This window comes from Aminobacterium thunnarium (genome assembly GCF_055390565.1).
This window is the reverse complement of record NZ_AP042412.1, coordinates 1,298,935-1,324,465: the sequence shown is the minus strand read 5'-3', so window position 1 is coordinate 1,324,465 and position 25,531 is coordinate 1,298,935. Positions and strand designations below refer to the sequence as shown.

The 25,531-nt window shown below is 45.1% G+C and carries 30 protein-coding genes and 1 riboswitch; of the genes, 23 read left to right on the top strand and 7 right to left on the bottom strand.

Going from position 1 to position 25,531, the window contains the following annotated elements; translation table 11 throughout:
• Nucleotides 1-34 precede the first annotated feature (34 nt).
• Nucleotides 35-298, top strand: a complete 264-nt coding sequence (locus tag ACZ5GY_RS06635) for a zinc ribbon domain-containing protein (protein ID WP_213691120.1) — start codon at nucleotides 35-37, stop codon at nucleotides 296-298.
• Nucleotides 299-347: 49 nt separating this feature from the next.
• Here ACZ5GY_RS06635 and ribB read toward each other — a convergent pair whose 3' ends face one another.
• Both ribB and ACZ5GY_RS06625 read right to left on the bottom strand, forming a co-directional pair.
• Nucleotides 348-992, bottom strand: coding sequence for a 3,4-dihydroxy-2-butanone-4-phosphate synthase (gene ribB / locus ACZ5GY_RS06630; protein ID WP_213691121.1), 645 nt, complete (start codon nucleotides 990-992; stop codon nucleotides 348-350).
• Between the two features lie 88 nt (nucleotides 993-1,080).
• Nucleotides 1,081-1,233, bottom strand: a riboswitch (FMN riboswitch).
• A 50-nt stretch (nucleotides 1,234-1,283) separates the two neighbouring features.
• Nucleotides 1,284-1,856 carry a nitroreductase family protein gene (locus tag ACZ5GY_RS06625; protein ID WP_213691122.1) on the bottom strand — a complete coding sequence of 191 codons (573 nt, stop codon included), beginning with the start codon at nucleotides 1,854-1,856 and terminating at the stop codon, nucleotides 1,284-1,286.
• 74 nt (nucleotides 1,857-1,930) lie between these two features.
• On the opposite strand from ACZ5GY_RS06625, the gene ACZ5GY_RS06620 reads away from it, so the two are divergent.
• The gene (locus tag ACZ5GY_RS06620; RefSeq protein WP_213691123.1) at nucleotides 1,931-3,229 is read left to right on the top strand and encodes a hemolysin family protein; all 1,299 of its coding nucleotides are present in this window, start codon (nucleotides 1,931-1,933) and stop codon (nucleotides 3,227-3,229) included.
• Nucleotides 3,230-3,246: 17 nt separating this feature from the next.
• Here ACZ5GY_RS06620 and ACZ5GY_RS06615 read toward each other — a convergent pair whose 3' ends face one another.
• Nucleotides 3,247-4,455: a copper resistance protein NlpE N-terminal domain-containing protein gene (locus ACZ5GY_RS06615; protein WP_307879954.1), complete on the bottom strand. Its 1,209-nt coding sequence runs from the start codon at nucleotides 4,453-4,455 to the stop codon at nucleotides 3,247-3,249.
• Nucleotides 4,456-4,749: 294 nt separating this feature from the next.
• Between ACZ5GY_RS06615 and ACZ5GY_RS06610 the strand changes: the two genes are divergently transcribed.
• Entirely contained in the window at nucleotides 4,750-6,225 is a 1,476-nt protein-coding gene (locus ACZ5GY_RS06610) for a potassium/proton antiporter (RefSeq protein ID WP_213691125.1), read from the top strand.
• 16 nt (nucleotides 6,226-6,241) lie between these two features.
• Here ACZ5GY_RS06610 and ACZ5GY_RS06605 read toward each other — a convergent pair whose 3' ends face one another.
• From ACZ5GY_RS06605 to ACZ5GY_RS06595, 3 genes are all read right to left on the bottom strand, one after another.
• Nucleotides 6,242-7,693 carry a TrkH family potassium uptake protein gene (locus ACZ5GY_RS06605; RefSeq protein ID WP_213691126.1) on the bottom strand — a complete coding sequence of 484 codons (1,452 nt, stop codon included), beginning with the start codon at nucleotides 7,691-7,693 and terminating at the stop codon, nucleotides 6,242-6,244.
• Nucleotides 7,694-7,696: 3 nt separating this feature from the next.
• Nucleotides 7,697-9,061, bottom strand: coding sequence for a Trk system potassium transporter TrkA (gene trkA / locus ACZ5GY_RS06600; protein WP_213691127.1), 1,365 nt, complete (start codon nucleotides 9,059-9,061; stop codon nucleotides 7,697-7,699).
• A 78-nt stretch (nucleotides 9,062-9,139) separates the two neighbouring features.
• Nucleotides 9,140-10,186 carry a hypothetical protein gene (locus ACZ5GY_RS06595; protein ID WP_213691128.1) on the bottom strand — a complete coding sequence of 349 codons (1,047 nt, stop codon included), beginning with the start codon at nucleotides 10,184-10,186 and terminating at the stop codon, nucleotides 9,140-9,142.
• A gap of 130 nt (nucleotides 10,187-10,316) precedes the next feature.
• On the opposite strand from ACZ5GY_RS06595, the gene ACZ5GY_RS06590 reads away from it, so the two are divergent.
• The 11 genes from ACZ5GY_RS06590 to ACZ5GY_RS06540 all read left to right on the top strand — a co-directional run bounded on the left by ACZ5GY_RS06590 (nucleotide 10,317) and on the right by ACZ5GY_RS06540 (nucleotide 19,951).
• A complete protein-coding gene (locus ACZ5GY_RS06590; protein ID WP_213691129.1) occupies nucleotides 10,317-11,210 on the top strand; it encodes a DMT family transporter in 894 nt (297 codons plus the stop codon).
• 52 nt (nucleotides 11,211-11,262) lie between these two features.
• Complete coding sequence (locus ACZ5GY_RS06585) at nucleotides 11,263-12,081, top strand: UDP-2,3-diacylglucosamine diphosphatase (RefSeq protein ID WP_213691130.1); 819 nt, start codon at nucleotides 11,263-11,265, stop codon at nucleotides 12,079-12,081.
• Between the two features lie 43 nt (nucleotides 12,082-12,124).
• Nucleotides 12,125-12,532 (top strand): DUF488 family protein, N3 subclade, encoded by a 408-nt coding sequence (locus ACZ5GY_RS06580; protein ID WP_464111675.1) that lies wholly within the window; start codon nucleotides 12,125-12,127, stop codon nucleotides 12,530-12,532.
• 30 nt (nucleotides 12,533-12,562) lie between these two features.
• Nucleotides 12,563-13,090 (top strand): chromate transporter, encoded by a 528-nt coding sequence (locus ACZ5GY_RS06575; RefSeq protein WP_213691132.1) that lies wholly within the window; start codon nucleotides 12,563-12,565, stop codon nucleotides 13,088-13,090.
• Nucleotides 13,090-13,614 carry a chromate transporter gene (locus tag ACZ5GY_RS06570; protein ID WP_213691133.1) on the top strand — a complete coding sequence of 175 codons (525 nt, stop codon included), beginning with the start codon at nucleotides 13,090-13,092 and terminating at the stop codon, nucleotides 13,612-13,614. Before ACZ5GY_RS06575 ends, ACZ5GY_RS06570 begins: the two co-directional genes overlap by 1 nt.
• An 88-nt stretch (nucleotides 13,615-13,702) precedes the next feature.
• Complete coding sequence (gene corA / locus ACZ5GY_RS06565) at nucleotides 13,703-14,776, top strand: magnesium/cobalt transporter CorA (protein ID WP_213691134.1); 1,074 nt, start codon at nucleotides 13,703-13,705, stop codon at nucleotides 14,774-14,776.
• Between the two features lie 3 nt (nucleotides 14,777-14,779).
• Nucleotides 14,780-15,520: a 2-phosphosulfolactate phosphatase gene (locus ACZ5GY_RS06560; RefSeq protein WP_323401638.1), complete on the top strand. Its 741-nt coding sequence runs from the start codon at nucleotides 14,780-14,782 to the stop codon at nucleotides 15,518-15,520.
• Nucleotides 15,507-16,244, top strand: coding sequence for an SIR2 family NAD-dependent protein deacylase (locus ACZ5GY_RS06555; RefSeq protein WP_464111674.1), 738 nt, complete (start codon nucleotides 15,507-15,509; stop codon nucleotides 16,242-16,244). The genes ACZ5GY_RS06560 and ACZ5GY_RS06555 overlap by 14 nt, the downstream gene beginning before the upstream one ends.
• On the top strand, nucleotides 16,245-17,297 hold the full coding sequence (locus tag ACZ5GY_RS06550) for a hypothetical protein (protein ID WP_213691137.1): 1,053 nt from the start codon (nucleotides 16,245-16,247) through the stop codon (nucleotides 17,295-17,297).
• 76 nt (nucleotides 17,298-17,373) lie between these two features.
• Entirely contained in the window at nucleotides 17,374-19,272 is a 1,899-nt protein-coding gene (locus ACZ5GY_RS06545; protein WP_464111673.1) for a YgiQ family radical SAM protein, read from the top strand.
• Between the two features lie 4 nt (nucleotides 19,273-19,276).
• Nucleotides 19,277-19,951 carry a hypothetical protein gene (locus ACZ5GY_RS06540; protein WP_323401636.1) on the top strand — a complete coding sequence of 225 codons (675 nt, stop codon included), beginning with the start codon at nucleotides 19,277-19,279 and terminating at the stop codon, nucleotides 19,949-19,951.
• Between the two features lie 2 nt (nucleotides 19,952-19,953).
• Here ACZ5GY_RS06540 and ACZ5GY_RS06535 read toward each other — a convergent pair whose 3' ends face one another.
• Nucleotides 19,954-20,886, bottom strand: a complete 933-nt coding sequence (locus tag ACZ5GY_RS06535; protein WP_307879957.1) for a DMT family transporter — start codon at nucleotides 20,884-20,886, stop codon at nucleotides 19,954-19,956.
• 274 nt (nucleotides 20,887-21,160) lie between these two features.
• Between ACZ5GY_RS06535 and ACZ5GY_RS06530 the strand changes: the two genes are divergently transcribed.
• Genes ACZ5GY_RS06530 through ACZ5GY_RS06490 form a run of 9 tightly spaced genes read left to right on the top strand, consistent with a single transcriptional unit; the run spans nucleotide 21,161 to nucleotide 25,530 of the window.
• Nucleotides 21,161-21,646, top strand: a complete 486-nt coding sequence (locus ACZ5GY_RS06530; protein ID WP_213691140.1) for a Na+/H+ antiporter subunit E — start codon at nucleotides 21,161-21,163, stop codon at nucleotides 21,644-21,646.
• Between the two features lie 14 nt (nucleotides 21,647-21,660).
• Nucleotides 21,661-21,903 (top strand): monovalent cation/H+ antiporter complex subunit F, encoded by a 243-nt coding sequence (locus ACZ5GY_RS06525; protein WP_213691158.1) that lies wholly within the window; start codon nucleotides 21,661-21,663, stop codon nucleotides 21,901-21,903.
• 2 nt (nucleotides 21,904-21,905) lie between these two features.
• Nucleotides 21,906-22,286 carry a monovalent cation/H(+) antiporter subunit G gene (mnhG, locus tag ACZ5GY_RS06520; protein ID WP_464111672.1) on the top strand — a complete coding sequence of 127 codons (381 nt, stop codon included), beginning with the start codon at nucleotides 21,906-21,908 and terminating at the stop codon, nucleotides 22,284-22,286.
• Entirely contained in the window at nucleotides 22,279-22,542 is a 264-nt protein-coding gene (locus ACZ5GY_RS06515) for a Na(+)/H(+) antiporter subunit B (protein WP_213691142.1), read from the top strand. Before mnhG ends, ACZ5GY_RS06515 begins: the two co-directional genes overlap by 8 nt.
• Nucleotides 22,539-22,811, top strand: coding sequence for a hydrogen gas-evolving membrane-bound hydrogenase subunit E (gene mbhE / locus ACZ5GY_RS06510; RefSeq protein ID WP_213691143.1), 273 nt, complete (start codon nucleotides 22,539-22,541; stop codon nucleotides 22,809-22,811). Before ACZ5GY_RS06515 ends, mbhE begins: the two co-directional genes overlap by 4 nt.
• Nucleotides 22,808-23,290 carry an MnhB domain-containing protein gene (locus tag ACZ5GY_RS06505; protein ID WP_213691144.1) on the top strand — a complete coding sequence of 161 codons (483 nt, stop codon included), beginning with the start codon at nucleotides 22,808-22,810 and terminating at the stop codon, nucleotides 23,288-23,290. The genes mbhE and ACZ5GY_RS06505 overlap by 4 nt, the downstream gene beginning before the upstream one ends.
• Nucleotides 23,280-23,627 (top strand): sodium:proton antiporter, encoded by a 348-nt coding sequence (locus tag ACZ5GY_RS06500; RefSeq protein ID WP_213691145.1) that lies wholly within the window; start codon nucleotides 23,280-23,282, stop codon nucleotides 23,625-23,627. Before ACZ5GY_RS06505 ends, ACZ5GY_RS06500 begins: the two co-directional genes overlap by 11 nt.
• Nucleotides 23,624-25,189: a proton-conducting transporter transmembrane domain-containing protein gene (locus ACZ5GY_RS06495; protein WP_213691146.1), complete on the top strand. Its 1,566-nt coding sequence runs from the start codon at nucleotides 23,624-23,626 to the stop codon at nucleotides 25,187-25,189. The genes ACZ5GY_RS06500 and ACZ5GY_RS06495 overlap by 4 nt, the downstream gene beginning before the upstream one ends.
• Nucleotides 25,189-25,530: a hydrogenase gene (locus ACZ5GY_RS06490; protein WP_213691147.1), complete on the top strand. Its 342-nt coding sequence runs from the start codon at nucleotides 25,189-25,191 to the stop codon at nucleotides 25,528-25,530. Before ACZ5GY_RS06495 ends, ACZ5GY_RS06490 begins: the two co-directional genes overlap by 1 nt.
• The last annotated feature ends 1 nt before the right edge of the window (nucleotide 25,531 follow it).

The following is a 25,531-nucleotide window of genomic DNA, read 5'->3' as shown; positions in this document are numbered from 1 at the left end:
AAACATAAAAATCGTTATTAAAGGAGGTTGCGCCATGAAAAAGTTTTGTCAAAGTTGCGGAATGCCCCTTGACGACTCTTCCCTTCTCGGTACTGAAAAAGACGGAAGCCCTACTCACGACTATTGTATCTATTGTTATAAAGAAGGTGCCTTTGAAGAGCCAGATATAACTATGGAAGAAATGATAGAAGTATGTGTTCCCTATATGGTAGAGCAGGGATTTGACGAAGAAAAAGCGCGAAAAATGTTGGCCGAGTTTTTACCGACTCTCAATAGATGGGTCAACAGAGACGAATAGACGAGTAAAGAGGGGGGAAAATAATCCCCCTCTTTTTTTGAGATGATATTTAGAGATTATAGTGTTGTCGATACGTGATGATATCAGCTACCGTAACGACTGGGAATGCGTGTTTTTTAGCAAAATCAACAATTTCGGGCAGACGGGCCATTGTCCCGTCTGGATTTGTAAGTTCACAAAGAACTCCGTAAGGGTCTACCCCTGCGAGTCGAGTCATATCTACAGAAGCTTCTGTATGGCCGTCTCGCTCTAGTACGCCGCCTTTTCTGGCCTGCAAGGGGAAGACATGTCCAGGCTTATTAAGATGATGGGGTTTCGCGTCACGAGCTATAGCTGTCTGTATAGTTTTTACACGGTCTGCGGCAGACACGCCTGTTGTAACGCCTTCCGCAGCTTCAATAGAGACTGTAAAAGCCGTTTTGAAACGACTTGAGTTGTGTTCTACCATAGGCGCAAGCTCCAGTGATTCTATTTTTTCTGGTGTCAGGCAAAGACAGACTATCCCGCTGCATTCTCGTATGAGCATGGCCATCTGCGGAACGGTAAGAGTCTGAGCGGCAAAGATAAGATCCCCCTCATTCTCCCTCTCTTCGTTGTCGGTTACGAGAATGCCACTTCCAGCCCGAAGAGATTCAAGCCCCTTTTCAACCCGCGTCAAAGGCGAACCAAAGGCATTGAGCAATGCATTATTCATACCATCATTCCTCCAGTATCACATATGAAATTTATAGTGCAGGGCGGGAAAAAATAAAAAAGCGGCATTCTGCCTGAGAGCAGAGGTCGCCCTATCTCTTCATTCCGGACTATCACCGTCGGCTCTGGCTTTTCACCAGATCAACGCTTCCTGCGTTTTGTCGCAAAAAAGCGTGCGCGGGCTTCCAGATATAGACTGGTTCACCGCCGGTGGGGACTTGCACCCCGCCCTGAGAATAGGCGTTCTCACTTTAATCATTTATACACTCTTTGTCAATCACTCGACCTCTCGTCAATAGACACGTGCAACAACCTGAGGCTTTCGTGGAGTTGGTTTGGGAGCTGAAGTCATGTCTGAGTAGCCGAGGGCGACAGCATAGTAGGGTTTATATCCAGAGGGAATGGGAAGTTCCCCGCATATATCTTCCTTTTGAAAAAGGTAGCGTATAAAACCGATCCAGCAAGAGGCCACGTTCAGACTGTGGGCTGCCAGAAGCATGTTCTCTATAGCTGCGCAACAGTCGGCAAAAGGCACGAGATGAGAGTCGGAAACCATTCCATCTTCTTTGCCGGAAACAATAATTACAGTGGGAGCATGAAAAAAAAGATGATAATCAGGATTCCTTCCTATTTCGGCTATTCGTTCATCATCCTTTCTGCTCATAATTGTACGTGTGCGCCGACTTAAATCATCTATAATACGTCTATTCTGAATAACCAAGAAGTGCCACGGCTGGTCGTTGTGTCCGCTGGGGGCGAATGTCGCCGCTTCGAGTATGGCAAGAAGTTCATTATCATCTATCTGCTCTTTTTTATATTTTCGAATGCTGCGTCGTTCTTTTATTGCTTGAATAATTTTATTCAAGAGTATCACCACCTCTTAATGTTCTGTTATTATACTCATGGTAAAGTTATAGCCTGAATTGGGGGTTTTTTGTAGTGGCTGATAGTTCAATTATACTGTTTGCCTTGTTCTTCATCTTTATGTTTATACTTTCAGCTTTCTTCTCCGCAAGCGAAACGGCTTATTCCAGTGTTAACAAAATACGCCTGAAACGTTTTGCCGAAGAAGGACGCAAAGGGTCTAATAAGGCACTCGATCTGGCAAAGGATTTCAATAAGACGATTTCCGCTATATTAATAGGTGGGAATATCGTTGATATTGTCATGACCTCCGCCGCCGCAGGAACGCTCTCTGTTCTCTTTGGCCCCATGGGAGCCGTGTACGCAACCCTTCTAATGACTGTTTTGATCATATTGTTTGGAGAGATACTCCCTAAAGCTTTTGTGAAGGATAAGGCCGAAAACTTTGCCCTTGGCGCTTCTGGGCTTGTTCACTTTTTTGTCTCCCTGCTTTCTCCCGTTACATGGCTTACTACAAATCTATCCCAGATCCTTCGTGGAAAAGATCGAACGGATGTTTTGCCCAGTGTTACACACGATGAGCTTTTGAGCATAGTTGAGACTATGGGGGAAGAGGGCGTGCTTCCTGAGACTGAGAAGGAGCTTATAGGGAATGCCGTGAATTTTTCCGAAATAGAAGTGTGCGAAATTCAGACGCCCAGAGTGGATTTATTTGCCCTGAACGTGAACGAACCTATTGAAAACGTAAAGAATCTGCTCTTAAAGAACCATTATTCCCGTGTGCCTATTTATGAGGGAACCTTCGATAATATTGTAGGAATCCTCAACGAGAAAGATTTTCTGAACCATTTTATACATGATGACAACGTGGAAATTCGCTCGATTATGACGCCGCCACTTTTGATAGCTGGAAGTGCCACCCTGATGGATGGCCTGAAAATGCTGCAAAAGAATAAGGCCCACCTTGCCGTTGTTCTTGACGAGTATGGCGGAACGTCGGGAATCATTACTCTCGAAGATATTCTTGAAGAGCTGGTAGGGGAAATATACGATGAGCACGATGACTTTAAAGAGTACTGTACTCAGGTTGAGGAAAACACGTACCTTGCGAGCGGAGACGCCTATCTGGAAGAACTCTTTGAAAAATTTTTAAGAATGCCCTATACGCCGGGAAGTGAGTCGAGCACGTTGAGCGGCTGGCTTTTCGAGCAGTTTAAAACGTTGCCTGCCGTTGGCGCCTCTCTTGAGTGGGGGCCCTTGCGCTTCGAAGTTGTCAAAATAACGGGGCAGCGAATACAGAAGGTGCGAATTATTCGCGACCCCGACTATGTCTTCGACGAAAATGGAGAGACAGATAACGTCTTAATGCTGTAGCACGTGGCACTATCTCTTTACTGCTGTGCCTTTCTCTCGAAAATGGCGATAATTTCCTCTTTGTAGTCATATAAATAGAGAGTGTTGCCCACAATTTCAAATGCTGTTACATGAGAGAGCATTTTGAAGTACTGTTCTTCTAGATCGATGGTATCAGGGCAATATTTTTTTGTCGACGCAAGCTGCTCGAAGAGAAGACGCGACCCAGACTCATCAAGACGGTAGGCACCGAAATAATTGTTACATCCTCCGTACCCGTGAACTCTCTTTTCCGCACTATTAAAATGCAAGGATATTCCATCGTTGTTTTCGGCTCGTTCTATTTGTTTGTCGCCCAACCTCACAAGCATCCAATCCTTATCTTCAAGAGTGACTTTTTCTTGTACTGATACGTCTTTTCCAGAGGTTGTTTCTTCTTGCTTTTCACTCTCTTCAGCTTCCTCTGTTTCATCACTTCCCATGCCAACGAAGCGGTCTACTATAAGAGCATCTTCTGTAGAATCTCCCTCCATGGCTGCTCTTTTTTCTATATGTCCCTCTATAACGACAGGGAGAGGTTCTCCCGCTTGAGGCTCAAGAGAGAGATATTGCTCTTCCAGAGTGACATAGTCCTTTTCCATGGCGACAGGAAAGGTTGCTCCGGTAAAGGTGTGGGTAAAGAGGGCCGCGTCAGCCATATATGAGAAAGTACCCTCCATTTGAAGGGGGGTTTTCAGCACATATGGTTCTTTTGTATGTGAAAGAGAGAAGTTAAGGTCAGATTCTGCACGTTTCCCTTCACGATCAACGAGTGTAATTTTGTCATTGCTATCTATAGCAAAATACATTTTGTCTTTTGGGGACTCGTGTAAAATAATCATCTTCTTAGAAGGAACGAGCTCCCATCGCCCTAAAGAGGCAAAAGTCTTGTCTTTGCCCTCTTCGGCTTCTAGATATGTCATCTCTAGTTGGTAGATGTTATCGGGGCGAAGAAAAAGAGCATACCGAATGCCGGGGCAGTCTGCCGCAGGAAGAACCCCATCATACTGGCCTGGGAGATGCAAAAGTTTTTGAGCTTCGGCCTTGAAATAGGCGTCTGATGTTTTTTCCGCCGGAGCTTCTAGGTTATCAGAGGCATTTGTTGTAGCGGCTTTTATTGAAGCGGTTACATAGGCGCCGCTGGAAATAATCAATGTAAGGATAATGCAAGTTAATACAATTACAGTTCTTTTTATTTTGTTCATCATGGGAACCCCCAATTAATGTGTTTTTACTTCAAATTTATGGTAAATTATAGTCATATACTATAAATTTCATTACGCTATTCATCATCAGTATTTTTGTGTATTTTCCAGAAGGAGTTTAAAAAAGAGCGGAAAGGCCGGGTGGGCGGCCTTTCCGTTTTGCATGAGGAGAATCGGTGAACCACAAAATTGCATTTTAGATATACGTGTTACGAAACTCTTAAAAAGTAACACGTATATAATACCTGTTAATCTCGCAGAGGTCAACTGGATAATAATCTTTCAGGGGGGATTGCTATGACTGAACTACCGCTTGTCTTTCTCGTTACTTCCGTTCTTCTTCTATTGAGCATTTTTTCCAGCAAATTGGCGGAAAAATTTGGTTTTCCCGCTCTTCTTATGTTCCTCGTTATAGGTATGTTGGCGGGATCTGACGGCCCTGGAGGAATCCATTTTGATAATGCCGCTACTGCCAATATGGTTGGTACGGTTGCCTTGGCTTTCATCCTTTTTGCCGGAGGTCTCGATACTCAAGTAGATAATATCCGACCGGTTTTAGGTCGTGGAATAACGATGGCTACACTAGGGGTTGCCTTGTCCGCTCTTTTCATGGGACTTTTTGTTCACTACGTTCTCGGATTTTCGCTGCAAGATGGCTTTCTTCTGGGATCTATCGTATCGTCTACTGACGCTGCTGCCGTCTTTGCCGTTCTCAGATCGCGCAGAGTAAGCCTTAAAGGCAATTTGCGCACACTCCTTGAGCTTGAATCTGGGAGTAACGACCCCATGGCGATCTTCTTGACATTGGCTGTTCTTCAGGTTATTCAGCAGGGATCTGTAGGATGGGGTAAACTTGTTCCCTTATTTATTATCCAGATATCCATGGGAGCTGCTGGAGGCTGGTTTCTCGGTAAGGTATCTGCGAGGCTCATAAACAGAATAAGGCTTGATTATGCCGGTTTGTATCCTGTGCTTGGAACAAGTATTGTTCTTTTAACCTACGGGCTTGTAGAGAAGATTGGCGGAAACGGTTTTTTAGCCGTCTATGTTTGTGGACTCGTTTTGGGGAACAGCGATTTTATCTACAAACGCAGCCTTCTTCGTTTTCACGATAGTATAGGCTGGCTCATGCAGATCATCATGTTTTTGGTTCTGGGGCTCCTTGTCTTTCCTTCCCATCTTGTGGGCGTTGTCTGGGAAGGCCTTCTATGCGCGGGGTTCCTTATGTTCATTGCCCGTCCGGTGGCTATTCTGCTGACTTTAATAGGAAGTTCCTTTTCTTTAAGAGAGAGGCTCCTCGCGTCATGGGCGGGGTTGCGTGGGGCCGTTCCCATTGTTTTGGCTACATTCCCTCTGCTTATGGGGCACCCACGTTCCAATGAAATTTTCAACGTCGTTTTCTTTATTGTGCTCACGTCAGTACTTTTTCAGGGGAAGACCCTCATGCCGTTGGCGCGGTTCCTGAAGGTGGATAAGCCCCTTCTATCTCGTCCGAGATATCCTCTTGAGTTCGATAAGACAGAGAACGATGTGCGAAATGAAACGCGGGAATTAGATATTTTACCGGGGACCTTTTCAGTGGGAAAAACGATCGGTCAGCTTTCTCTTCCGTCTGATGCCCTTATATTGTTGGTGAGGCGAGAGAAAAACTTTCTTGTTCCACGTGGACAGTTGACCCTCGAACCGTACGATACCCTTCTTGTGTTGGGCGAACCAGATGCGTTGCAAAAAGTGAGAGATATTATAAATAGAAAAGAAGAGCCAGCGGAATAGCGCCGGCTCTTCCACCTTATCGTTTCCACGTTGCAGGAACAAAAAGGATCAGAACTGTGTAGAGTTCAAGTCGCCCAAGAAGCATGCAGAAAGAAAGAACCCATTTCCCAATATTTGGGATAAGAGCGTAATTTTTTGTAGGACCAACCAGCGCAAGACCGGGGCCGATATTACCTAGAGTCGCTGCCACACTTGAGATGGCAGAAACAATGTCAAGCCCCAATGCGGTCATAACAAGACTTGCCAGAGTGAAGATCCCTATATAGAGAAGGAAAAAAGCGGTTATCGAGCCGACGATCTCTTTGGAAATCGTTCTTCCTGCCACTTTAGTATGAACTATGGCTTTTGGGTGAAGCAGACGGAAAAGTTCTGCATAGGCGTGACGTACCAGAACCATAATGCGAAGATTTTTAATGCCGCCGCCTGTAGAGCCAGCACAGCCGCCGATAAACATGAGGATGAGAAGCAGAAGCTGAGTAAATACTGGCCACAGCTCATAATCCGCGGTGACAAAACCTGTAGTGGTGATAATACTTACAACCTGAAAGGCTGCATAACGCAATGCGTCGAAGACGTTGCTGTAAATATCTTTTATCAAAAGTAACGCCGTAATAGCTACTGTACAGCCGAGGCTGATAAAGAAGTAGACACGAAATTCTCCATCTTTCCACCAGGCGTTCCACTTTCCCTTTAAAAAATGGTAGTGCAGGGCGAAGTTGCATCCGGCGAGAAACATGAAGATTGTAATAACCCAGTCGATATAGGCGCTATTGTAATGGGCAACACTCGTGTTCTTTGGTGAAAATCCACCAGTAGCCATTGTCCCGAAAGTATGGGTCAGAGAATCGAAAAGATCCATTCCTCCGAATAGAAGCAGAACAGTCTGCAACGCCGAGAGGAAAACGTATACTCCCCACAGGAGCAGAGCAGTCTGTTGAATTCGAGGTGTCATTTTTTCTGGAATGGGCCCGGGGACCTCCGCTTTGTAGAGTTCCATTCCTCCAACACCGACGAAGGGTAGAATAGCCAGGCTGAGAACAATAATTCCCATGCCTCCAAGCCAGTGTGTCAGGTCTCGCCAGAAGAGGATTCCGCGAGGTTGGGCTTCTATGTTCGTTAGTATGGAGGCTCCAGTTGTTGTAAAGCCAGACATGGCCTCAAAAAATGCATCGGTAAATGTGGGTGCTGTTCCATGAAAAAAGTAGGGCAGTGCCCCTATGATAGAAGCGGTTACCCACGATAGGGTGACGACAGCGAAGGCTTCACGTATGCCGAGATCTTGAAAATTTCCACGTTTTCCCCAACCGTAGAGAAGCAGGGCAACCATGAAACCGACAGCAATAGACATTACAAAGGCTTTTGCATCAGTGCTTCCGTCCATAATGGCCCATGAGAGGGGCCAGAGCATGAAGATAGAGATCATGGAAGACAGAAGGGCGAGAACTCGCGCTACTAGACGAAATTTCATGACTTATTTCACTCCAAGTTTTTCAACGGCAATAGGCATCAATTCAGAAGAGGCAAATATGGTTACGAGGTCTCCTGCATGAATAATCGTATCTCCCATAGGAACAAAGACTTCATTGTCTCTTCGAACGAGGGCGATCAGTATTCCTTTTGGAAGGTCCATCTCTGCCATGGTGAGGCCAGAAATGGCGCTTGTTTCCGAAATATGGGCTTCAAGCATCTCTGCATCTATCTTATCGAGAAGCGAGAGTGTTCCGGCTCCAGATGGGTAGCGCACATTGCTCATAATAACAGAGGCAAGGGCCTGGTTAGGGTTGACCATGGCATCGACGGAGATGTAGTTATCGAGGTGCATGTACATCTGACGTCGCACAACGGCAATGGCCTTTCTGGCTCCTAGAGCTTTGCCAACGACGCCGAAAAGGATATTGGCTTCATCGCTTTCAGTGGTACAGACAAAACCGTCGGCATCTTCCACGCCTTCATGTCTGAGCAATGTCTCATCGGCGCCATCTCCGCATAAGACGAGAGTTCGCTGCAACTCACTGGCGATTCGTTCGCACTTTTCCTTGTTGCGGTCAATAAGACGAATATCTACGCTCTTATAGTGTTTTTCGAGGCGATGGGCAACCTGATAGCCCAGTTTTCCGCCTCCGATAATAAAGACCTTTTTAAGGGGAGTGCTTTTCTCTCCGCTGAAAACTTCTTCCAACTGCCACACCTGGTCTTTTCTCGTGACGGTAAAGCAAATATCCCCCTCTTCCAGAATATTGTCTCCATAGGGAACAAATCCTTCCCCGTTTCTTTTTACATAGACAATAATGGCGGTAACATGAGGATATTGAATACGAAGCTGTTTAAGGCTGAGTCCCGCAAGGGGGGATTTATGGGCGATGGGAAAAGCATAAATACCAGCTATTCCTTCGAGCAACTCTGCTGTCTCCAGAGCGGAACTGACGGAAAGCAACTCTATAATCTGACGAGCGACAGACCGTTCGGGAGAGTTCATAACATCTATGCCAAGATCTCTGGCCCATGTGGGGCTATCTGTATATTCCAGCCCGCGAGCCCTTGAAATGACACGTTTAACTCCGGCCCTTTTCGCTATCCAGCACGCCATAATATTGACTTCGTCGCGATTGGTACAGGCGACCAAAATGTCTATGGAACAGCCGCTCTTAACTCCGGCTTCTTCAAGAACGGAGGGACGAGATCCGTTTCCCCGGATCGTAATAACATCAAGCTCGTTATCGACCTTCAATGCTCGTTCCTTGTCTTCCTCAATAACTGTAATGTCGTGTCCTTCGGCGGAAAGACTTCTTGCTACGTGATACCCTACTTCTCCAGCACCAACAATAACGATATGCATAACTCAATCCCTACTTCCAACATATGGTCGAGAATCTTCGGCCTATACTAGCAAAGCTTTATAGAAAAGCAACACCATTTATGTTGCTACAAACCAATAAGAATATTCTGGAACCATGTCTGTGAAAACATGAAAGACAGTATCTGAGGCTTTTCCTCCCGCATGGTTTGAGAATAACTTTCTCATTTCGAAGAGAGCGTTTCGTAAAAGCTGTTCCGAATAGAATAGGGATTGAAGTCTTCTGTACAAAAGCACAGCAAGACGGCCGATCTTTTCAAGAGGGAGCTTGCCATAAAGAACGTAGAGATTTTTAAGAGCCGCAGCAAGCCACGATGGATCTTGATGTTTTGTTCCTTTACTTAAAATAGCTTCGATAACTGTTGTTTTTGTGCTATCGAAGGGAGCTTTCATATAGGCATCTATCTTGGGGAAAACGTAGCCCGACAGGTAGTAGACAGATGCTACAGAAAGACGTTTCGAAGAGTATTTCCACTTACGACGTGGGCTCGATTCGAGAATAATCCCTCTGGGCAGTGAGACACACCGTTGATAGATGTAGTGGGGGGTACGAAATGTTCGCCCACATAGAGACGCCATATGGGCTGTCGTCCATCGAGTAGTTTTTTCGCTGATGCTCCAAAATTCCCCATGGCTTTCAGGGATGTTGAGAAACATACTGGCATAGTGTCCCCATCGCCACGAAGGGACCTCGCGCCAGGGCAGATATGAGGAGAATTCCTTAATAGCCGGAGTAACGATCTCCTGTTGTGCTAGTTTCATGAACTGCCGTTCAGGAAGGGTGTCGTATAAAAAAGGAAAGGCCGTTTCCGCCATGGCAGAAAGCATAGAATGCCAGCGATGGGCCTTATCCTGATAGATGTCATCTGTTTCTGGGGCAGCCATCAGGGAACAATGATACAGTATACTTAAGAATTGTTTCCATTCGATTGTTGGTCCTTGTGAAACGAGGGAAGGGAGGCCTATTTCCTGGCCTAAAGACGGTAACCACACAGTTGCATCGTGAACCGCAGAATCTAAAATATCTTGACGTAACAAAAAATCTAAGTTTGACTGTAAATCAAGAGCTTTCTTTACCAAGTCCGGAGGGTATTTGGAATAAAGCACTCTTACGCTCACCTCCATTACAGAATGCTGTAATGTATTTATACTATGCCATATTTCCTACAGAAAGAGAAGGGCCATAATACGTATTTCATATATTCTTTTCTTACCCTTTTTGTGATAGTCTATACATATGAATAAGACAGCAGACGATAAGCCACTTATCTCACCTTTTCTAGTTCTTTTTTTAGGAGTTCTTGCCATATCTACAGGAGCAATATTTGCACGAATGGCACACCATGCTCATCCTCTTGTGATATCTGCATATCGAGTAGGTATTGCTGCCGTCGTCTTGTTGCCTCTCGCTCTCTGGCGTTGTCGTGAAGAGATTGCCATTCTTAGCAAGGGAGAGTGGCGGGCTCTTATCCTGTCGGGAATTTTTCTCGCTATTCACTTCGCCTTTTGGATATCATCTCTTTTTTATACATCAGTTGCAAGTTCTGTTGTTATTGCCGATACGATCCCTATTTGGACCGCTTTTTTGGCTCCAATAATTACTCATGATAAGGTTAGTCGTAAAGCATGTTTGGGAATAGGCGTAGCGTTCATGGGAGGAATTGTGATCAGTCTGGGTGATTTCTCTGTAGGAAAAACAGCTTTGTGGGGCGATTCTCTAGCCTTGATCGGAGCTTGGGCGGCAACCCTTTATTTCCTTTGCGGACGCATTGCTCGTCGGCGAGTATCGTTGTTGACATATGCTTCTCTCTGTTATAGTGTAGCGGCCGTCTGTTTGTGGGGAGTTATCCTCTTCAAAAAACTTCCAGTTGCAGGTTTTTCTCTTCCAACGTGGGGAGCATTCTTGGGAATGGGCCTCATCCCGCAAATACTCGGACATAGTAGTTATAATTGGGCCTTGCGTTACGTTAACCCAAGTGCCGTTTCCGTAGCTTTGTTAGGAGAACCTGTGGGAAGTTCCATTCTTGCTTTTCTTTTATGGAAAGAAAAAATTACCCTCTTGACATTAGCTGGGGGAATTCTCATCTTGCTCGGAATTTTCATAGTGGCCCATCATAGTGGGCGAAAATAGGCATACGAAGCTAGATATATACAAGTTAAGTGATGAAGAAAGGGGCCAAAGTATGCATTACCGTTCAATATTTGTTTCAGATGTTCATCTTGGGTCGAGATGGAGCAAGGTCGATCAATTAGCAGCCTTTCTTTCTTCGTCTCTTTGCGATCGTCTTTATCTCGTAGGCGATATTATCGATGGCTGGAAATTTCGCCGTGAAGCTTTAAAAACACGTTCTTCACACTACCTGCTTCAGCTTTTGCTCAAGCTTTCTGAAAAAACAGAGGTCTTCTATATCCCTGGAAACCACGATGATTTCCTCGACGAGTTCAGAGGAAAGTGTCTCGGCGGTATCCACATTTTAGAGAAGAGCATTCATACTGCACGTGACGGACGGCGGTATCTTGTTACCCATGGCGATGAACTCGACATCATTTCCAAACATTCTGAATGGCTTGCCCGCATTGGCGATGTTGCCTATGAAACGTCTCTGGCTTTGAATAATGGAATAAACCGCTTCTTCTCCAGCGAAAACCAGTGGTCTTTTTCTAAATCGGCGAAACGAGTGGTTAAGGAATTTGTAAAATGTATTAGTGGCTACGAGAAAAGGGTTACTGAAATCGCCCAAAAACATGATGTACAAGGTCTTGTCTGTGGTCACATTCATCATCCTGTCATGAAAAAAATAGGAAATATTCTTTACTGTAATACTGGAGATTGGTTAGAGAGTTGTTCAGCCGTTGTTGAAAATCAGGACGGAAGCCTTCAATCCCTTCTTTGGCAACAAATACAAAAACAGGCGATAGCTAGTCAAAATGGAATCAATGTCTTACCCGCTTTTCCCTTTATAGAAATTCCTGTACCTTTTTTAAGCTGCAAAAGTCGTTAAAATTATGTACAATGCCTCGTAGAGGTATGCGAGGTGTTAAGAAGTGAAAACATCATATTTTGCACATAAAGAAGCAATATCAAACCCTGATTCTGTAGCTATTTGCAGGGGAGTGCCTTCGTGGTTCAAGGGGAGAATCTACTCTCCGCTAGCCCCTTCGTGGGAACTGCTTCAGCAGGGAAAAAGGAGTAAAATCCCTCCCCATGTCTGCGCCTTGGAATATTATAAAGAGGTCCTTTCCCTTTTAAACCCATCGCAAGTCTATAAAGATCTTGGAGAGAATGCTATCCTTTTATGTTGGGAGAAGCCTGGGGATTTCTGCCATCGCCGTATTGTGGCTGTATGGCTTGAAAAAAAATTGAATGTACGAGTTCACGAATTGGACTATGAAAATCTTTTGTTTGACGATTATGATGTAGATATTGAAACTTTTCTAAAGACAGTTTTGTAAGTTTGCTCAAGAAAGGGTTGAAACTATACTATGACGCCATGGCAGCTTTTTAAAATGTTTTTTAAAATTAGTTCCGTAACCTTTGGTGGCGGAGTCGTTATTCTGGGTATGGCCGAAACGGAAGTTCGTAAAAGGGGAGATATGGCAGAGCAGGATCTGCTCGATATTGTCAGCTTGTCGGCAGCCATGCCAGGGCCTCTTGCAGTCTCTTCATCTTTCCTTATAGGGAAACATTATAGCGGCATTCCCGGAGCTGTTATGGCCGTTCTCGGCGTTTTAGTTCCTCCTTTCACCATTATTTTGTTGCTTTCGAATCTTGTCTTGCGTTATCAGAATTCCCCGGCGTTAAAGGCCTTTTTCCTCGGCGTGATCTGTGCCGTGGCTGCTTTGCTGGTCAATGTCGTTGCTCGTCAGCTGAAAACCATTCTTTTTTCTGATTTGCTGAATCTCATTCCATATGCCGTAGTTATTGCACTCATGCTTTTCTTGAATATTCATCCTCTTTTTGCCATAGCCGTAGGTGTTGCTATTCAGTGGTTCAGAAAGGAGAAAAAATAATGAAACTTCTCTTGCTTGCTTTGGCCTTCGCTCGGATAGGTGTAGGAGCTTTTGGTGGCGGAATTTCCACCATTCCTTTAATAGAGCACGAACTTGTTATAAACTATGGGTGGCTGACGCCACAAGAATTTAACCAGGTCTTGGCTTTGGCGCAAGTTACGCCTGGTCCTATAGCTGTCAATGCAGCAACTTTCGTTGGCTTTCATCAAGGCGGTATCTTGGGGTCTTTTATTGCCACTGCATCAGTAGTTTCGGCTCCTCTTCTTGTATTGCTGTGTGTTCTTCTAGTTATGAAGAAAAGTTCGGATGAAAAAGTTGAACGTTTTAAAAAGTCTTTGCGTCCAGCGGTAGGGGCCCTTCTGACTCTTGCTGTTGTCCCCCTTTTAAAGACAGCTCTTTCTCAGTGGCAGGCTGCACTTCTCTTTGCTCTGGGAGTAGCTTTTTTCCAGCTTCGCATCTTTAAAAATAATCCACCTCTGCTCTTTGTTCTTTTTGGAGTTGTGGGCCTTTTTCTTTTTCAGTAAGTAGTAAACTCTACTATAAGTGGCAAGCTTTATTATTCGCATGTGTTTGGCTCCTAGATAAAGAATCTCTTTTGAAGGAGAGATGCATATGGTTTTCAAACAAAAGCATCGTCGCCGATCTGAAAAAGCGGGACTCCCTCCCGGTACTCTTATTCATGTAGGTGAGAAAAGAGAGGGAGAAGTGGGGTTACATCTGATTCACTATGGAACAGACGTTCTTGAAGAAAAGTCTTTATCGAATTTCACGGAGTACGAAAACAAAGAGATAAAGACAGAAGGCATAGAGTGGCTTGATGTTGTGGGACTTCACGACACGGCATTGATAGAGCAGATAGGAAAAAAGTTTTCTATTCATCCCCTTGCTCTTGAAGATATTCTTAACACGGAGCAGCGTCCTAAAATTGATGAATACGATGATTTCCTCTACATCGTTCTTAAGATGCTTGATCTAGATGAAGAGACGGGAGCTCTCACTATTGAACAGGTCAGTTTTATTCTGAAAGAGAATCTCGTCATCTCTTTTCAGGAGCGTAAGGGAGATGTTTTCGATTCAGTTCGAGAACGCATACGCAATACGGCAGGGCGCTTTAGAAAACTTGGCGCTGATTACCTTCTCTATGCTCTCATGGATTCTGTTGTGGACAATTATTTCGTCATTTTAGAAAAGATCGGAGAGCAGGTCGAGGAGACAGAAGAACTGTTGCTCACTCATCCCGACCAGGAAACAGTGCGCTCTATTTACAGAATGAAGAGAGAACTTCTTACGTTAAGACATGCCGTTTGGCCTCTGCGCGAAGCAGTGAGCTCTATACGAAAAACCGAACATATTCTTGTCCAGTCGCAGACACAAACCTATTTCAGCGACCTCTACGATCATGTTATACAAAACATTGATACTGTTGAAAATTTCAGGGAAACTGTCTCTGGAATGCTTGACTTGTATCTCTCTTCCATAAGCAACCGCATGAACGAAGTCATGAGAGTTCTTACAGTTATAGCAACCCTTTTTATTCCATTAACATTCATCGTTGGTGTGTACGGAATGAATTTCAAATATATGCCAGAGCTTGAATGGCATTGGGGATATCCCTTTGTCTGGATTCTCATGGCATGTATTGCTTTGGTCATGATGTACTGGTTTAAGAGAAAGAAGTGGTTATAGCCCATGAAAAGAATCGATGTGGTGCTTTCTCCAGCAGAAGAACTGCCAGAGGCCGATGGATGGCTCGTTATCGATATACTTCGGGCATCGACAACGATTACTACTTTTTTTGACAACGGCGGAACCGAGCTTTTTCCGGTAGCTACATTGGAGGAAGCCTTTCGTTTAAAAAAAGAGCGAGGCGAGGCAACTCTTCTCATGGGAGAAAGAAACGCTCTTTCTCCAGAAGGTTTCGATCTTGGAAACTCGCCACTCGATTTGTCTAAAGAACTTCTGGCATGTCGTCCGTCAGGTGTTATGACAACCACGAATGGTACTTTAGCCTTGCAGAAGGCGGCAGAGACGGGAGTTCCAGTATGGGTAGCTTGTGGCAGAAATGCAACGGCAGCCATAGAGAAACTGTGGAAAAGCGGAACTGAATTGGCCATACTTTGTGCTGGCCGATATGGCCGACTTGCCTTCGATGACGGAGCATGTGCCGGAATGTTGGTTCATATGCTGCAAAAAAAAGATTCATCCCTTGTTCTCCGAGACGGAGCTTCAACAGCTCTTGCTATGTGGAATTATGCAGAAAGAGATCTTCTGAACGCCCTGAACAAAGCTGAACACGCCAAAAGTCTTTATGAACTGAATATGGAGTCAGATATTCTGTTTGCGAGTCAAATCGACGTGACACGTACAGTAGCGTGTCTTTATAAAAGTGAAGCGTTAGTCCTCAGGAGGGATTGTGATGATCCAATATGAAAAACTTGCCGAGTGTTTAACAACTGCTCGGAAAGCAGTCGTCTTTTCGGGAGCTGGAACGAGCACTAGATCTGGACTTCCCGATTTCAGATCATCCCAAGGGTTGTGGACTCATTATGACCCAATGGCTCTTGCTTCTGTAGAGGCCATGAATACGAACAGACAGGCGTTTTTGGAATTTTACCGGTATAGAATAAAATCCGTTAAACGGGCAGCTCCCAATGCTGCTCATCACATTTTGGCAGAGTGGGAGAAACATAATCTTGTAAAAGGTGTTATTACTCAGAATGTTGACGGCTTTCACCAGGAAGCGGGAAGCGGGAACGTCATAGAACTTCACGGTTCTCTTCGCAACGTGCAGTGCAGACGCTGCATGCAGGTCTTTTCCTCAGACCTCTTGCTGGAACAGGAAAGGTGCCCCATGTGCGATGGCGATTTACGCCCCGGCGTTGTTCTTTTCGGAGAACTTTTACCAGAAGGCCCCATGGAGGAAGCAAGGAAACTTTCGACGACCTGCGATCTCTTTATAGTGCTTGGGTCGTCTCTTAACGTTTCTCCTGCCAACCTCTTTCCTGTTGATGCCTACCGTAACGGTGCTCAACTTGTGATTATCAATAAAGAGACCACGCAATTTGATTCAGTAGCATCTTTTGTCATTCATGAAAATCTTGTCGATGTATTAAAGGAAATACACCATATTCTCTACGGAGAAGGGGGCTTTTAAATGATCAATGTCATCAGAAAGGGAGCTCCTTTGTTAATACTGAAAGGGGCTAAGGAGGCTATTGTAGAGTGGCTTCAAAACAATTTTGAAGCAGAAATCATCTCCCTTGAAGGCAAATCTTTCGAAGAAACCCTCGGATCAGTGGAACAGGGGCAGGCCGGTCTCATCGTAAAAAACATGAACGAAAGCGATGAAATACCGCCTGTTGTTCTTGTAACAACAAGTCACCCCGATAAAATACTCGAACGTATTATCAACGAAAAAGCTACGACCATGATTGAGTACGCAGAACGTCTGCCGAGAGTTATCTTCTTCAGGGTTTTCGGCGATTATCGTACTGTATTGAAAGAGATACAGAACGATTTCGGGGGGCGGCTGGATAAAATTGGTTCCAATCTTGTCTTTGCCTCTGAAAACCCTGGTGTTCCTGTCTGCTTCACTGAAAAATCGTTGAAAAAAGGCCTTGCCTTTCAACGAGGCGATCTCTTAGAAGAAGGGCTGTTTATAGATATGCCCTTTGAAGAGCTTTTTAAACGTCTCAATAGCAGAGCTCTTCATTATTTCAACGCGGGACTGAATAACCGTGACTGGAACGTTATGGAAGTACGCCTGTACGACGCGGATAAACAGTACTGGCTTCACACCCGCCGTTTGCGTCTTGCCCTTGAGGGACTTGAAGTCTGTATGGTTATCGGCGAAGGGTGGGGTAAGGACTATGCCCATATTCTTATGCCTGTACCCGTTTACTGTATTCGTATTTTGACTTTCCTTGAACCCTTTATGGTCAAAAGAGCTCTTATGGGACTTGAATACACGGAAGATGGTCAGCGTTTTGTCGACCTGGATCTTTACCACAACAGGAAAAAAATATCGTGGGGCGATGTGCCTGGCGGAGAGATTGTTCCTCGAAGTGAGCGTGAACGGCCTCGCACAACTTTGTCTATGGCATTCCGTAAAGAAGTCATGGCTGCTCTCGATGAGAGAGAATGTGCGGAGATACAGGATATAGAAGAGGCCATACTCGAGAAAATACCTCAGAGAGACGACGATTAATATACCCTACTTAGTATTGAAGCCTGTGGTAGAATACTTCTACTACTAAAGGAACTTTAGAATTGAGGAGAGTTTTTTGACGCATACGTTTCTACCTGTTTCTCGAAAAGATATGAAAGACAGAGGGTGGAAGGATTTTGATTTCCTTTTCATCAGCGGTGACGCTTATGTAGACCACCCCAGCTTTGGACACGCCATAATCAGTCGTGTTTTAGAAAGTGCTGGTTTCAAAGTAGGAATTATCGCTCAGCCCGACTGGCACGATACAAAGGATTTTGCGCGGTTGGGACGTCCTAAGTTGGGCGTTCTTGTTGCCGCTGGAAACCTCGATTCAATGTTGAATAAACTGACGGCTTCCAAGAAGAGCAGAAGCACTGACAGCTACTCTCCAGGGGGAAAGGCCGGCAGGCGTCCAGATCGGGCGACTATTGTCTATTGCAACCGTATTCGTGAACTTTGGAAAGATATTCCCATAGTCATTGGCGGCATCGAAGCAAGTTTGCGCCGTTTTGCCCACTACGATTATTGGTCAGATGCAGTACGACGTTCCATTCTCATAGACAGCCAGGCCGACCTACTTGTCTATGGGATGGGAGAAAAACAGATAGTACATATAGCAGAGCTTTTGCGAGACGGAATTCCAGTTTCAGAAATCAGAGATATTCAGGGGACATGCTATAAAACAGAAAGTCTTGAGAGGCTCTGGGATTATGTGGAATGTCCTTCCTTTGAAAAGGTAAACAAGGATAAGAAGGCCTTTGCAGAGGCATTTCGCCTTCAATATCTGGAGCAAGACCCCATACGGGGAAAGACAGTTATACAGCAACATGAACACTTTTACGTTGTGCAGAATCCCCCGACAATGCCCATGACGGCGGCGGAGCTCGATGCTGTTTACGAACTTCCGTACATGCGAACGTGGCATCCCATGTATGAAAAATACGGTGGGGTTCCAGCCATTAAAGAAGTGGAATTCAGCATTACTACCCATCGAGGGTGCTTTGGCAGTTGTGCTTTTTGTGCCATAGCCTCTCATCAGGGACGAATGATACAGAGTCGCTCTGAAGAATCAGTGCTGAAAGAGGCGAAACTTCTCACGAAGCGTCCCGGTTTTAAAGGGTACATTCATGACGTGGGAGGTCCGACAGCCAATTTCAATAGACCATCGTGTGATGATCAGTTGAGACGAGGAACGTGTAAAAACAAGCAATGTCTGGCTCCTGTGCCGTGTAAGAACTTACATGTCGACCATGAATCTTACATTGACTTGTTGCGTAAGATACGGGCCATTCCAGGCATCAAGAAGGTCTTTATACGGTCGGGCATTCGATTCGACTACCTCTTGGCAGACAAAAAAAGCGGTTTCCTTGAAGAATTATGCCGATATCATATCAGCGGTCAGCTTAAAGTTGCTCCGGAACACGTTTCAAATACGGTGCTCGAGTTGATGGGCAAATCGGGACGGCGCGTTTACGAGTGCTTCATGAGAGAGTACGAAGAGATGAATAAGAAAATTGGAAAGAAACAATATCTCGTGCCGTATTTTATATCGAGCCATCCGGGAGCTGGTCTGAAAGAGGCGATAGAGCTTGCGGAATTTGTTCGTGATCTGAACTTTATGCCCGAGCAGGTGCAGGATTTTATTCCGACGCCGGGAAGCCTTTCGACGTGCATGTATTACACAGAGCTGAACCCTCTAACTGGGGAACCGGTCTATGTGCCCAAAAGCAACCAAGAAAGAAAAATGCAACGTGCTCTCTTGCAATATCGCAACCCTTCGAATCACAAATTGGTACGAGAAGCCTTACGAATTGCAGGTCGTGAAGATCTCATTGGTTGTGATGAAAAATGTCTTGTTCCTCCAGAAAAGGGGGAGGAAAAACAAGGTGGCGTAAAACAAAGTGGTGGTAAACAGAAGGTGAGACGGAGTTCCAGACAAAACTTCAGAAGGAGCAAGCCCAAAAGGGGGCGCTAGAGAGATGAGAAAGTATTCTTTTCTTTTAGCTTGTGTATTTGCTTTCTTTGCTGCTATGGCAGGCAGTCTATGGTATTTGAATACGCGTGAAGAGAGAGGCATTCAGGAGCAGGCTCAGCCGCGGCCTCAGCTCAATGCTTCTTCAGTTGAAAGCAAGCCTCCGAAAGATACGGTCAATCTTCCGTCTTCTTCTCAGCCAACGAAACCTGGAAAAAACATAATAGCCGCTCCTCAAACTGAGCAGAAGCCAATTCCTAAGGTGGAAATAAAACACCCTCCACAGGAGGTTCTTCCCAAACAAAAAACAAGGGAAGAGGAACTTCGCGATCTAAAAGCTCAGATACAACCGAAAGAAACGCCTAAAGATGAAGTGGTTTCTATTCCTGTAGCTGACGATCTCATAGAGAAAGGGAAAAAGATCAAACAGTCAATAGAAGATGAGGCTAAAGACGCCATGCAAGACGCTATTGATGTCTTACCTGGCGTGGATGCTGAAATAGCAGATGCCGATCTTGGTGTATCTGGAAGTAAGGTGAGTCTTAATTTCACTATACCAGCAGATCGAATAAAGCTCCTTGGCAAATTACCGCCCGACCCTGAAAAAACAAAAAAGTCATCAGAAGAAGTAGTTTCTGATGACATTATCTCTTGCGATATATCTTCTAAAGATAGAAAATAGTCTTAATTATTCATCGCTTTTATCTTTGCAACAAAAGTTGCTGCATGTTGAAACAAAATAGGGCCTGTTTCGGTGAGCAAGACGGCGAAAAAGATGAGAGAGCACCCAAGCACCATCTGAGGAGTAAAGATTTCGCCAAGAAATAGAATTCCAGACAGGGCTCCGAATACAGATTCCAGACTCAGCAAAATGGACGCGTGGGTGGACGGCGTGAATTTCTGAGCTGCATTTTGTACAGAAAGAGCAAAGACAGTACAAAGAAGCACGGTAAAGGCAATACTCCACCATGCGCTTGGAGCTATTGCTGCACCAGGCCATTCTTCGAGAAGTATGGCGCTTATGAAACTAAGCAGCGCGGTAGTTCCAATTTGAAGAGTGGCCAGGGCGAGAGGATCCATTTTCGGGGCAAAGCGTTCAATGGCAAGTATATGGCATGCGAAAAAGAGTGCGCAGAATAGTGTGAGAAAGTCTCCATAGTTCAGATTGGAGAAGGCGTCTCCGTTCCCTTGAAGGGTAAGGAGTCCCATTCCTCCCAGACATATGAGAGACGCAATAATTGAAATATACCCCGGAAATATCTTTTTAAGAGCCCACGAAAGGAACGGAACAATGACAACATATGTTGCCGTTATAAATGCCTGTTTCCCAGCCGTTGTGTAATTCAGGCCGATTGTCTGGGTAGCGAACCCGAGAAAGAGAAAAAGCCCTACGAGAAGGCCGGCTTTTATATCGTTGGCTTTCAACTTTTGCAAACGCTTTCTGAAAATAAGAGACATAAGAACGAAAGACGCAGTAAAGCGGATGGCAAGTAACCAATAGGGGGTAAAACTATTCAGAGCATCTTTCATCGCAACAAAACCAAAGCCCCAGAATAATGCAATAAGAACGAGGGCGCTGTCGGCAAGTAAAACTTTATGTCGAGTCATCCAAGACATTATTTTGTCACTCCAATTCATTTTATACGTTCTTGACACTGAGATTTTAACACACACCGCTTAATTTCATTGGCATACGAATTATAAACTATAGTTAAGAGTTGCAATAGTTATAAATTTAACAAAACAACTACAGGAAGATAACATCGTCTTGAATGTGATGATAAGGAGTTTTGTGCACCTTGTATTAAATGAAACTTTTATTTACAAAAGAAAGTTGGACAGAGTATAATGTATGCGCGTTTCACATTCTCAATGCAAGGGGGTGTAATGCTTGTTTGTTTTTGTCACATCCTTTCTAATGTATCTGTTGCTTGTATGGTCTGGAGGCACGATCAATGTAGTAGAGATAGGTATTGCTTTAATTCTTGCTACTATACTTGCTTTTGCTTCCCATACATGGAACCCCTCAAAACCTTTCAGTTTCAGGGCGTTGAATCCTTTGCGCTGGATCACTTTTGTTTATTACGTTTGCGTTCCTTTTGCAATAGGGCTCATCAAGGCGAATTTCGATGTGGCGATGAGAGTTATTACCGGTCACATCAATCCTGGAATAGTTAAGCTTGAACCTGGCCTGAAAAGTGATTTAGCAAAGACTATACTTGCTGATTCGATTACGTTGACTCCAGGCACACTGACAGTGGATGTGGACGATGATGGTGCTTTCTATATCCATTGGATCAATGTTCTGGACGTGTCTCCAGACGAAAAGCAGGTGTATGGGTCTTTTGCACATTGGGCAAGGAGGTTAGCGGATTGAGTATTCAGCTATTAATGTGGGGAGCCGTAGTGTTGGGTATAGTTGCTATCGTTATTTTGGGCCGCCTTATAGCTGGACCAACAATACCGGATAGAGCTGTTGCCCTCGATACGGTTAATACCCTGGTTGTTGCGATGATGATTTTGTTGTCAGCTGTCTTTGATTCAGTGGTTATGGTCGACGTGGCTATTGTGTATGCTGCCCTTTCTTTTGTGGGAACAATGTTTATCGCCCGTTTTATCGAAGGGGGAATGTAGAAATGGCAGAACAATATGCTATCGGAATTTTGATTATAATCGGTCTCATTTTCAACACATTAGGGGCCATATCACTGTATAGATTTCCAGACGTGTACACGAGGCTTCACGGAGCTACGAAGTGTACTACCTTTGGAAGTATTTTTACGTCGTTGGCTGTTGTAGTATATGCAGCTTTTCGTTTGCATCAGGGTGGGGAGAGTCGGTTTGCCGTATTAATTATTCACGCTCTTGTGCCCGTTATGGTTCTTCTTGTTACGAATGCGACTGGGGCTCATGCTATTGCCCGTGCCGCCCACAGAAGCGGAGTTGTTCCTAAAATGGCTGTGGTTGATCGCCTTGCAGAAGAAGAGGAGCGTAAAGGTGGTGTTGTCAGTGAGTGAAGTTTTTCATATTGCCATCCTCACGTTGCTCGTTATATCGGCTTTTTTTGCTATTTGGTTCAGAGACCTTTTGTCGTCGGTGATAGCTTTAGGAGTGTTTAGCCTTGTGCTTTCAGTGGAGTTTTATCTCTTGCACGCTCCCGACGTAGCAATCGCAGAAGCGGCAATTGGCGCTGGTCTGAACACTGCCATATACATTGTGGCCTTGAGAGGATGCGGTAAGGCCCGGAGTAAAACCGGAGGTGATATCCGGTGAAAAAGACAATCTTTATCGTTGCAGCTTTAGTTCTTGGCGGTTTGGTTTGGGGTGGTCTCGATGCAATCCATCCCTTTGGAGATCCTGGACAGGTTGCTATGGACGACTATTTCCTTGAACACGCAATAAAAGATCGTTCATCGGAAAACGCTGTTACATCGATCGTTTTCGACTTTCGTGGATTCGATACTATAGGAGAAGCTGCCGTTCTTTTCACAGCAGTTTGTTCCGTTACAGCTCTTTTCAGGGAAGGAGGCAAAAAGAAATGAAGCCTCTATCTGTTGTAGTCCGAACAGGCTGTGATATTTTTGCCTGGTTCTTGATCATCTTCGGAGCCTACGTAATCATACACGGCGACGTTACTCCCGGCGGAGGTTTTCAGGGTGGTGCCGTTGTCGCAACCTTCCTGGCTCTTTTACTTGTTGCCTATGGATGGAACAGACTCTCTCTCTGGCTTAACGAGAGCATATATAACGGAATGCTCATTTTTGGGCTTCTCTGTTTCATTATTTTAGGTTTTATGGGAATGCCTACATCCTTCTTCTATAACTTTGTTGCCATTCCCGCCGCAGAAGTGGCTAAGACCGGTCATGGTATTATTCCTCCTTCAGGAACCATTGCTTTAATGGATATTGCAGTAGGAATAGAAGTTACAGGAGGTTTATCCCTTCTTTTGATTTATATGTTTAAAGGAATACACCTTTTCGATAACTATGAGATAGGAGGGGAGAGCGGTCATGATCGGTAATGCTCCTTTTCTCATTGTGGGTGTTCTTTTTCTGATGGGGCTTATCGCAGTGCTTACTGAGAAGAACCTCGTTAAGATCGCTATCGGAGTCAGCATTATAGAGTCCGCAACGAATATGTTCCTTATCGCGTTGGGATATAGGTCGGGAGGCGCCATTCCTGTGCGGTTCCTTGCTGGAGGCGAGAAACTCATGGTATTGCCCACTCCTCAGGCTCTGACTCTGACGGCCATTGTTATTGCTATGGCGACAACAGCTCTTATGCTATCGCTGATTATGCTTCTTTATCGCCATTATGGAACGTTGAATATTGACGAGATACGGAGGTTGCGAGGATGAACTGGCAAGAACATCTACCAGCACTAATTCTGGCCATTCCTCTCTTAGGCGCCTTCGCAACGCCCCTATTCTCTTTAGGTGGAAAGACGCTGCGAAATGTCTGGATGGTCAGCATTTCATTTTTAACGTTGGTTCTGGCCTTCTTTATTTGGAAGTATGTTGGAGCCAACGGCGTAATGGTTTACGTTATGGGAGCTGAAAAAGCAACCCTGGCTCTTCCGTCAGGCATGACGTATCCCGTAAGAATCATTCTTGAGATAGACGGAATGAGTGCGTTCATGGCCCTTGCCGGTTCCATCGTTTCTTTTGCAGGTGCAGTCTATTCGGTTCAGTTTATGGATCGTTTCACGGGAATGAACCGCTTTACGTCACTCTATTTCCTTCTGACGGCAGGTATGTTGGGGCTCATGATCACCGGTGACCTCTTCAACTTCTTTGTCTTTCTCGAGATTGCATCGGTGGCTTCCTTCGGTTTGATCGCCTTCTGGAGAGATAAACCGGAAGCAATAGAAGCCAGTTTCAAATATATGTTGATCTCGCAGCTTTCGGCCATGATGGTTCTTATTGCCATAGGAACCCTCTACGGACGTTACAATGTCTTAAATATGGCTGGAGTGGCGAGTATGCTTCACCTCGGTTTTGCCGAAAAGTTTGTGCTGGCCTTTCTGGTTGTGGCCTTGGCTACGAAGTGTGGAACGTTCCCCATGCACATGTGGATGCCTGACGCTTATGCAGAGGCTCCTGCTGGGGTAACCTGTCTTCTTGTTGCTGTCAGCCAGGCATCTTTGTATGGTTTGATGAGAGTCTGCTTCAGTTTGTATGGAGCAACCATCGGAAGCACCTTTATTCCCTGGGTTATTGTCATCTTCGGAACTGCTTCCATGTTCTTCGGTGTATCCATGGCCGTTGTTCAGCATGAAGTCAAGCGACTCATGGGATATCACTCCATCTCTCAGGTTGGATATATGCTTCTTGGCCTTGGCGTCGGACTTTTAGCACTGGGCAACCCTCAGGCCATGGCCGATTACGGCTTTACGGCTATTAAGGGCGGCGTATACCACATCTTCAACTACACCATGTACAAGGCTCTTTTGTTCCTTACTGCCGGTGCTCTCTACTACGCTACAGGAACCCGCGACCTCGACAAACTCGGCGGTCTGGCCAGAAAGATGCCATACACGACCTTTATGTTTGCCATAGCGGCAGCTGCCATTTCGGGGCTTCCTCCCTTTAATGGCTTTGTATCGAAATTGCTTATTTACGAGTCAGTATTCGCAGTCCATCCATTCTTCACCGTGGCTGCTCTCGTGACATCGATACTTACGCTGGCTTCCTTCGTAAAAGTTTTCCAGACTGCATTCCTTGGTCCGGAAAAAGCATGCTTCGCAACTGTAAAAGAAGTTCCCACCAGCATGATTATGGGAATGGCCATTTTAACGCTGGCTATCGTGCTTCTCACACTATTCCCCACGTGGGTTCTCTCTAACCTCGTAGAGCCGGCGGCTAAAGCCTTGGTCGATCAGGGTGGATATATTGGAGCTATTATGGGAGGTGGGCTGTAATGTGGAATAAGGTCTTCACAGGATTTGGCTACTGGGATGTTATATCCTGGCTGATCTTCTTTTTCATAGCCTCGTTCTTTGCCCTTTGGCTTCGATCTATTGGACGGCGTGACTATAAAGAAGGAACTGAGCAAGATGAAATCTATTGGTCTGGAAACCCTGTTCCCGAAGATGGGGCAGAAATTTCAGTGCCGGCCAGTTCTTCTTATTGGGGCTTTAGGAAGGCGCTTGAACCTTATTACAAAGTTCTTGTTGCCATGCACAGTGGTCATATCCGCGACTATGTCGGATATTACGTTGTCACTGCTGCACTTATAGCCGCGTTGATCCTCGTTGTATAGG

Bases quoted from the DNA above. Each gene is read 5' to 3' on its own strand.
- ACZ5GY_RS06635 (WP_213691120.1), top strand. From the start codon at position 35: ATGAAAAAGTTTTGTCAAAGTTGCGGAATGCCCCTTGACGACTCTTCC.
- ribB (WP_213691121.1), bottom strand. From the start codon at position 992: ATGAATAATGCATTGCTCAATGCCTTTGGTTCGCCTTTGACGCGGGTT.
- ACZ5GY_RS06615 (WP_307879954.1), bottom strand. From the start codon at position 4,455: ATGATGAACAAAATAAAAAGAACTGTAATTGTATTAACTTGCATTATC.
- ACZ5GY_RS06610 (WP_213691125.1), top strand. From the start codon at position 4,750: ATGACTGAACTACCGCTTGTCTTTCTCGTTACTTCCGTTCTTCTTCTA.
- ACZ5GY_RS06605 (WP_213691126.1), bottom strand. From the start codon at position 7,693: ATGAAATTTCGTCTAGTAGCGCGAGTTCTCGCCCTTCTGTCTTCCATG.
- trkA (WP_213691127.1), bottom strand. From the start codon at position 9,061: ATGCATATCGTTATTGTTGGTGCTGGAGAAGTAGGGTATCACGTAGCA.
- ACZ5GY_RS06590 (WP_213691129.1), top strand. From the start codon at position 10,317: ATGAATAAGACAGCAGACGATAAGCCACTTATCTCACCTTTTCTAGTT.
- ACZ5GY_RS06585 (WP_213691130.1), top strand. From the start codon at position 11,263: ATGCATTACCGTTCAATATTTGTTTCAGATGTTCATCTTGGGTCGAGA.
- ACZ5GY_RS06575 (WP_213691132.1), top strand. From the start codon at position 12,563: ATGACGCCATGGCAGCTTTTTAAAATGTTTTTTAAAATTAGTTCCGTA.
- ACZ5GY_RS06570 (WP_213691133.1), top strand. From the start codon at position 13,090: ATGAAACTTCTCTTGCTTGCTTTGGCCTTCGCTCGGATAGGTGTAGGA.
- corA (WP_213691134.1), top strand. From the start codon at position 13,703: ATGGTTTTCAAACAAAAGCATCGTCGCCGATCTGAAAAAGCGGGACTC.
- ACZ5GY_RS06560 (WP_323401638.1), top strand. From the start codon at position 14,780: ATGAAAAGAATCGATGTGGTGCTTTCTCCAGCAGAAGAACTGCCAGAG.
- ACZ5GY_RS06555 (WP_464111674.1), top strand. From the start codon at position 15,507: ATGATCCAATATGAAAAACTTGCCGAGTGTTTAACAACTGCTCGGAAA.
- ACZ5GY_RS06550 (WP_213691137.1), top strand. From the start codon at position 16,245: ATGATCAATGTCATCAGAAAGGGAGCTCCTTTGTTAATACTGAAAGGG.
- ACZ5GY_RS06540 (WP_323401636.1), top strand. From the start codon at position 19,277: ATGAGAAAGTATTCTTTTCTTTTAGCTTGTGTATTTGCTTTCTTTGCT.
- ACZ5GY_RS06535 (WP_307879957.1), bottom strand. From the start codon at position 20,886: ATGTCTTGGATGACTCGACATAAAGTTTTACTTGCCGACAGCGCCCTC.
- ACZ5GY_RS06525 (WP_213691158.1), top strand. From the start codon at position 21,661: ATGTGGGGAGCCGTAGTGTTGGGTATAGTTGCTATCGTTATTTTGGGC.
- mnhG (WP_464111672.1), top strand. From the start codon at position 21,906: ATGGCAGAACAATATGCTATCGGAATTTTGATTATAATCGGTCTCATT.
- ACZ5GY_RS06505 (WP_213691144.1), top strand. From the start codon at position 22,808: ATGAAGCCTCTATCTGTTGTAGTCCGAACAGGCTGTGATATTTTTGCC.
- ACZ5GY_RS06500 (WP_213691145.1), top strand. From the start codon at position 23,280: ATGATCGGTAATGCTCCTTTTCTCATTGTGGGTGTTCTTTTTCTGATG.
- ACZ5GY_RS06495 (WP_213691146.1), top strand. From the start codon at position 23,624: ATGAACTGGCAAGAACATCTACCAGCACTAATTCTGGCCATTCCTCTC.
- ACZ5GY_RS06490 (WP_213691147.1), top strand. From the start codon at position 25,189: ATGTGGAATAAGGTCTTCACAGGATTTGGCTACTGGGATGTTATATCC.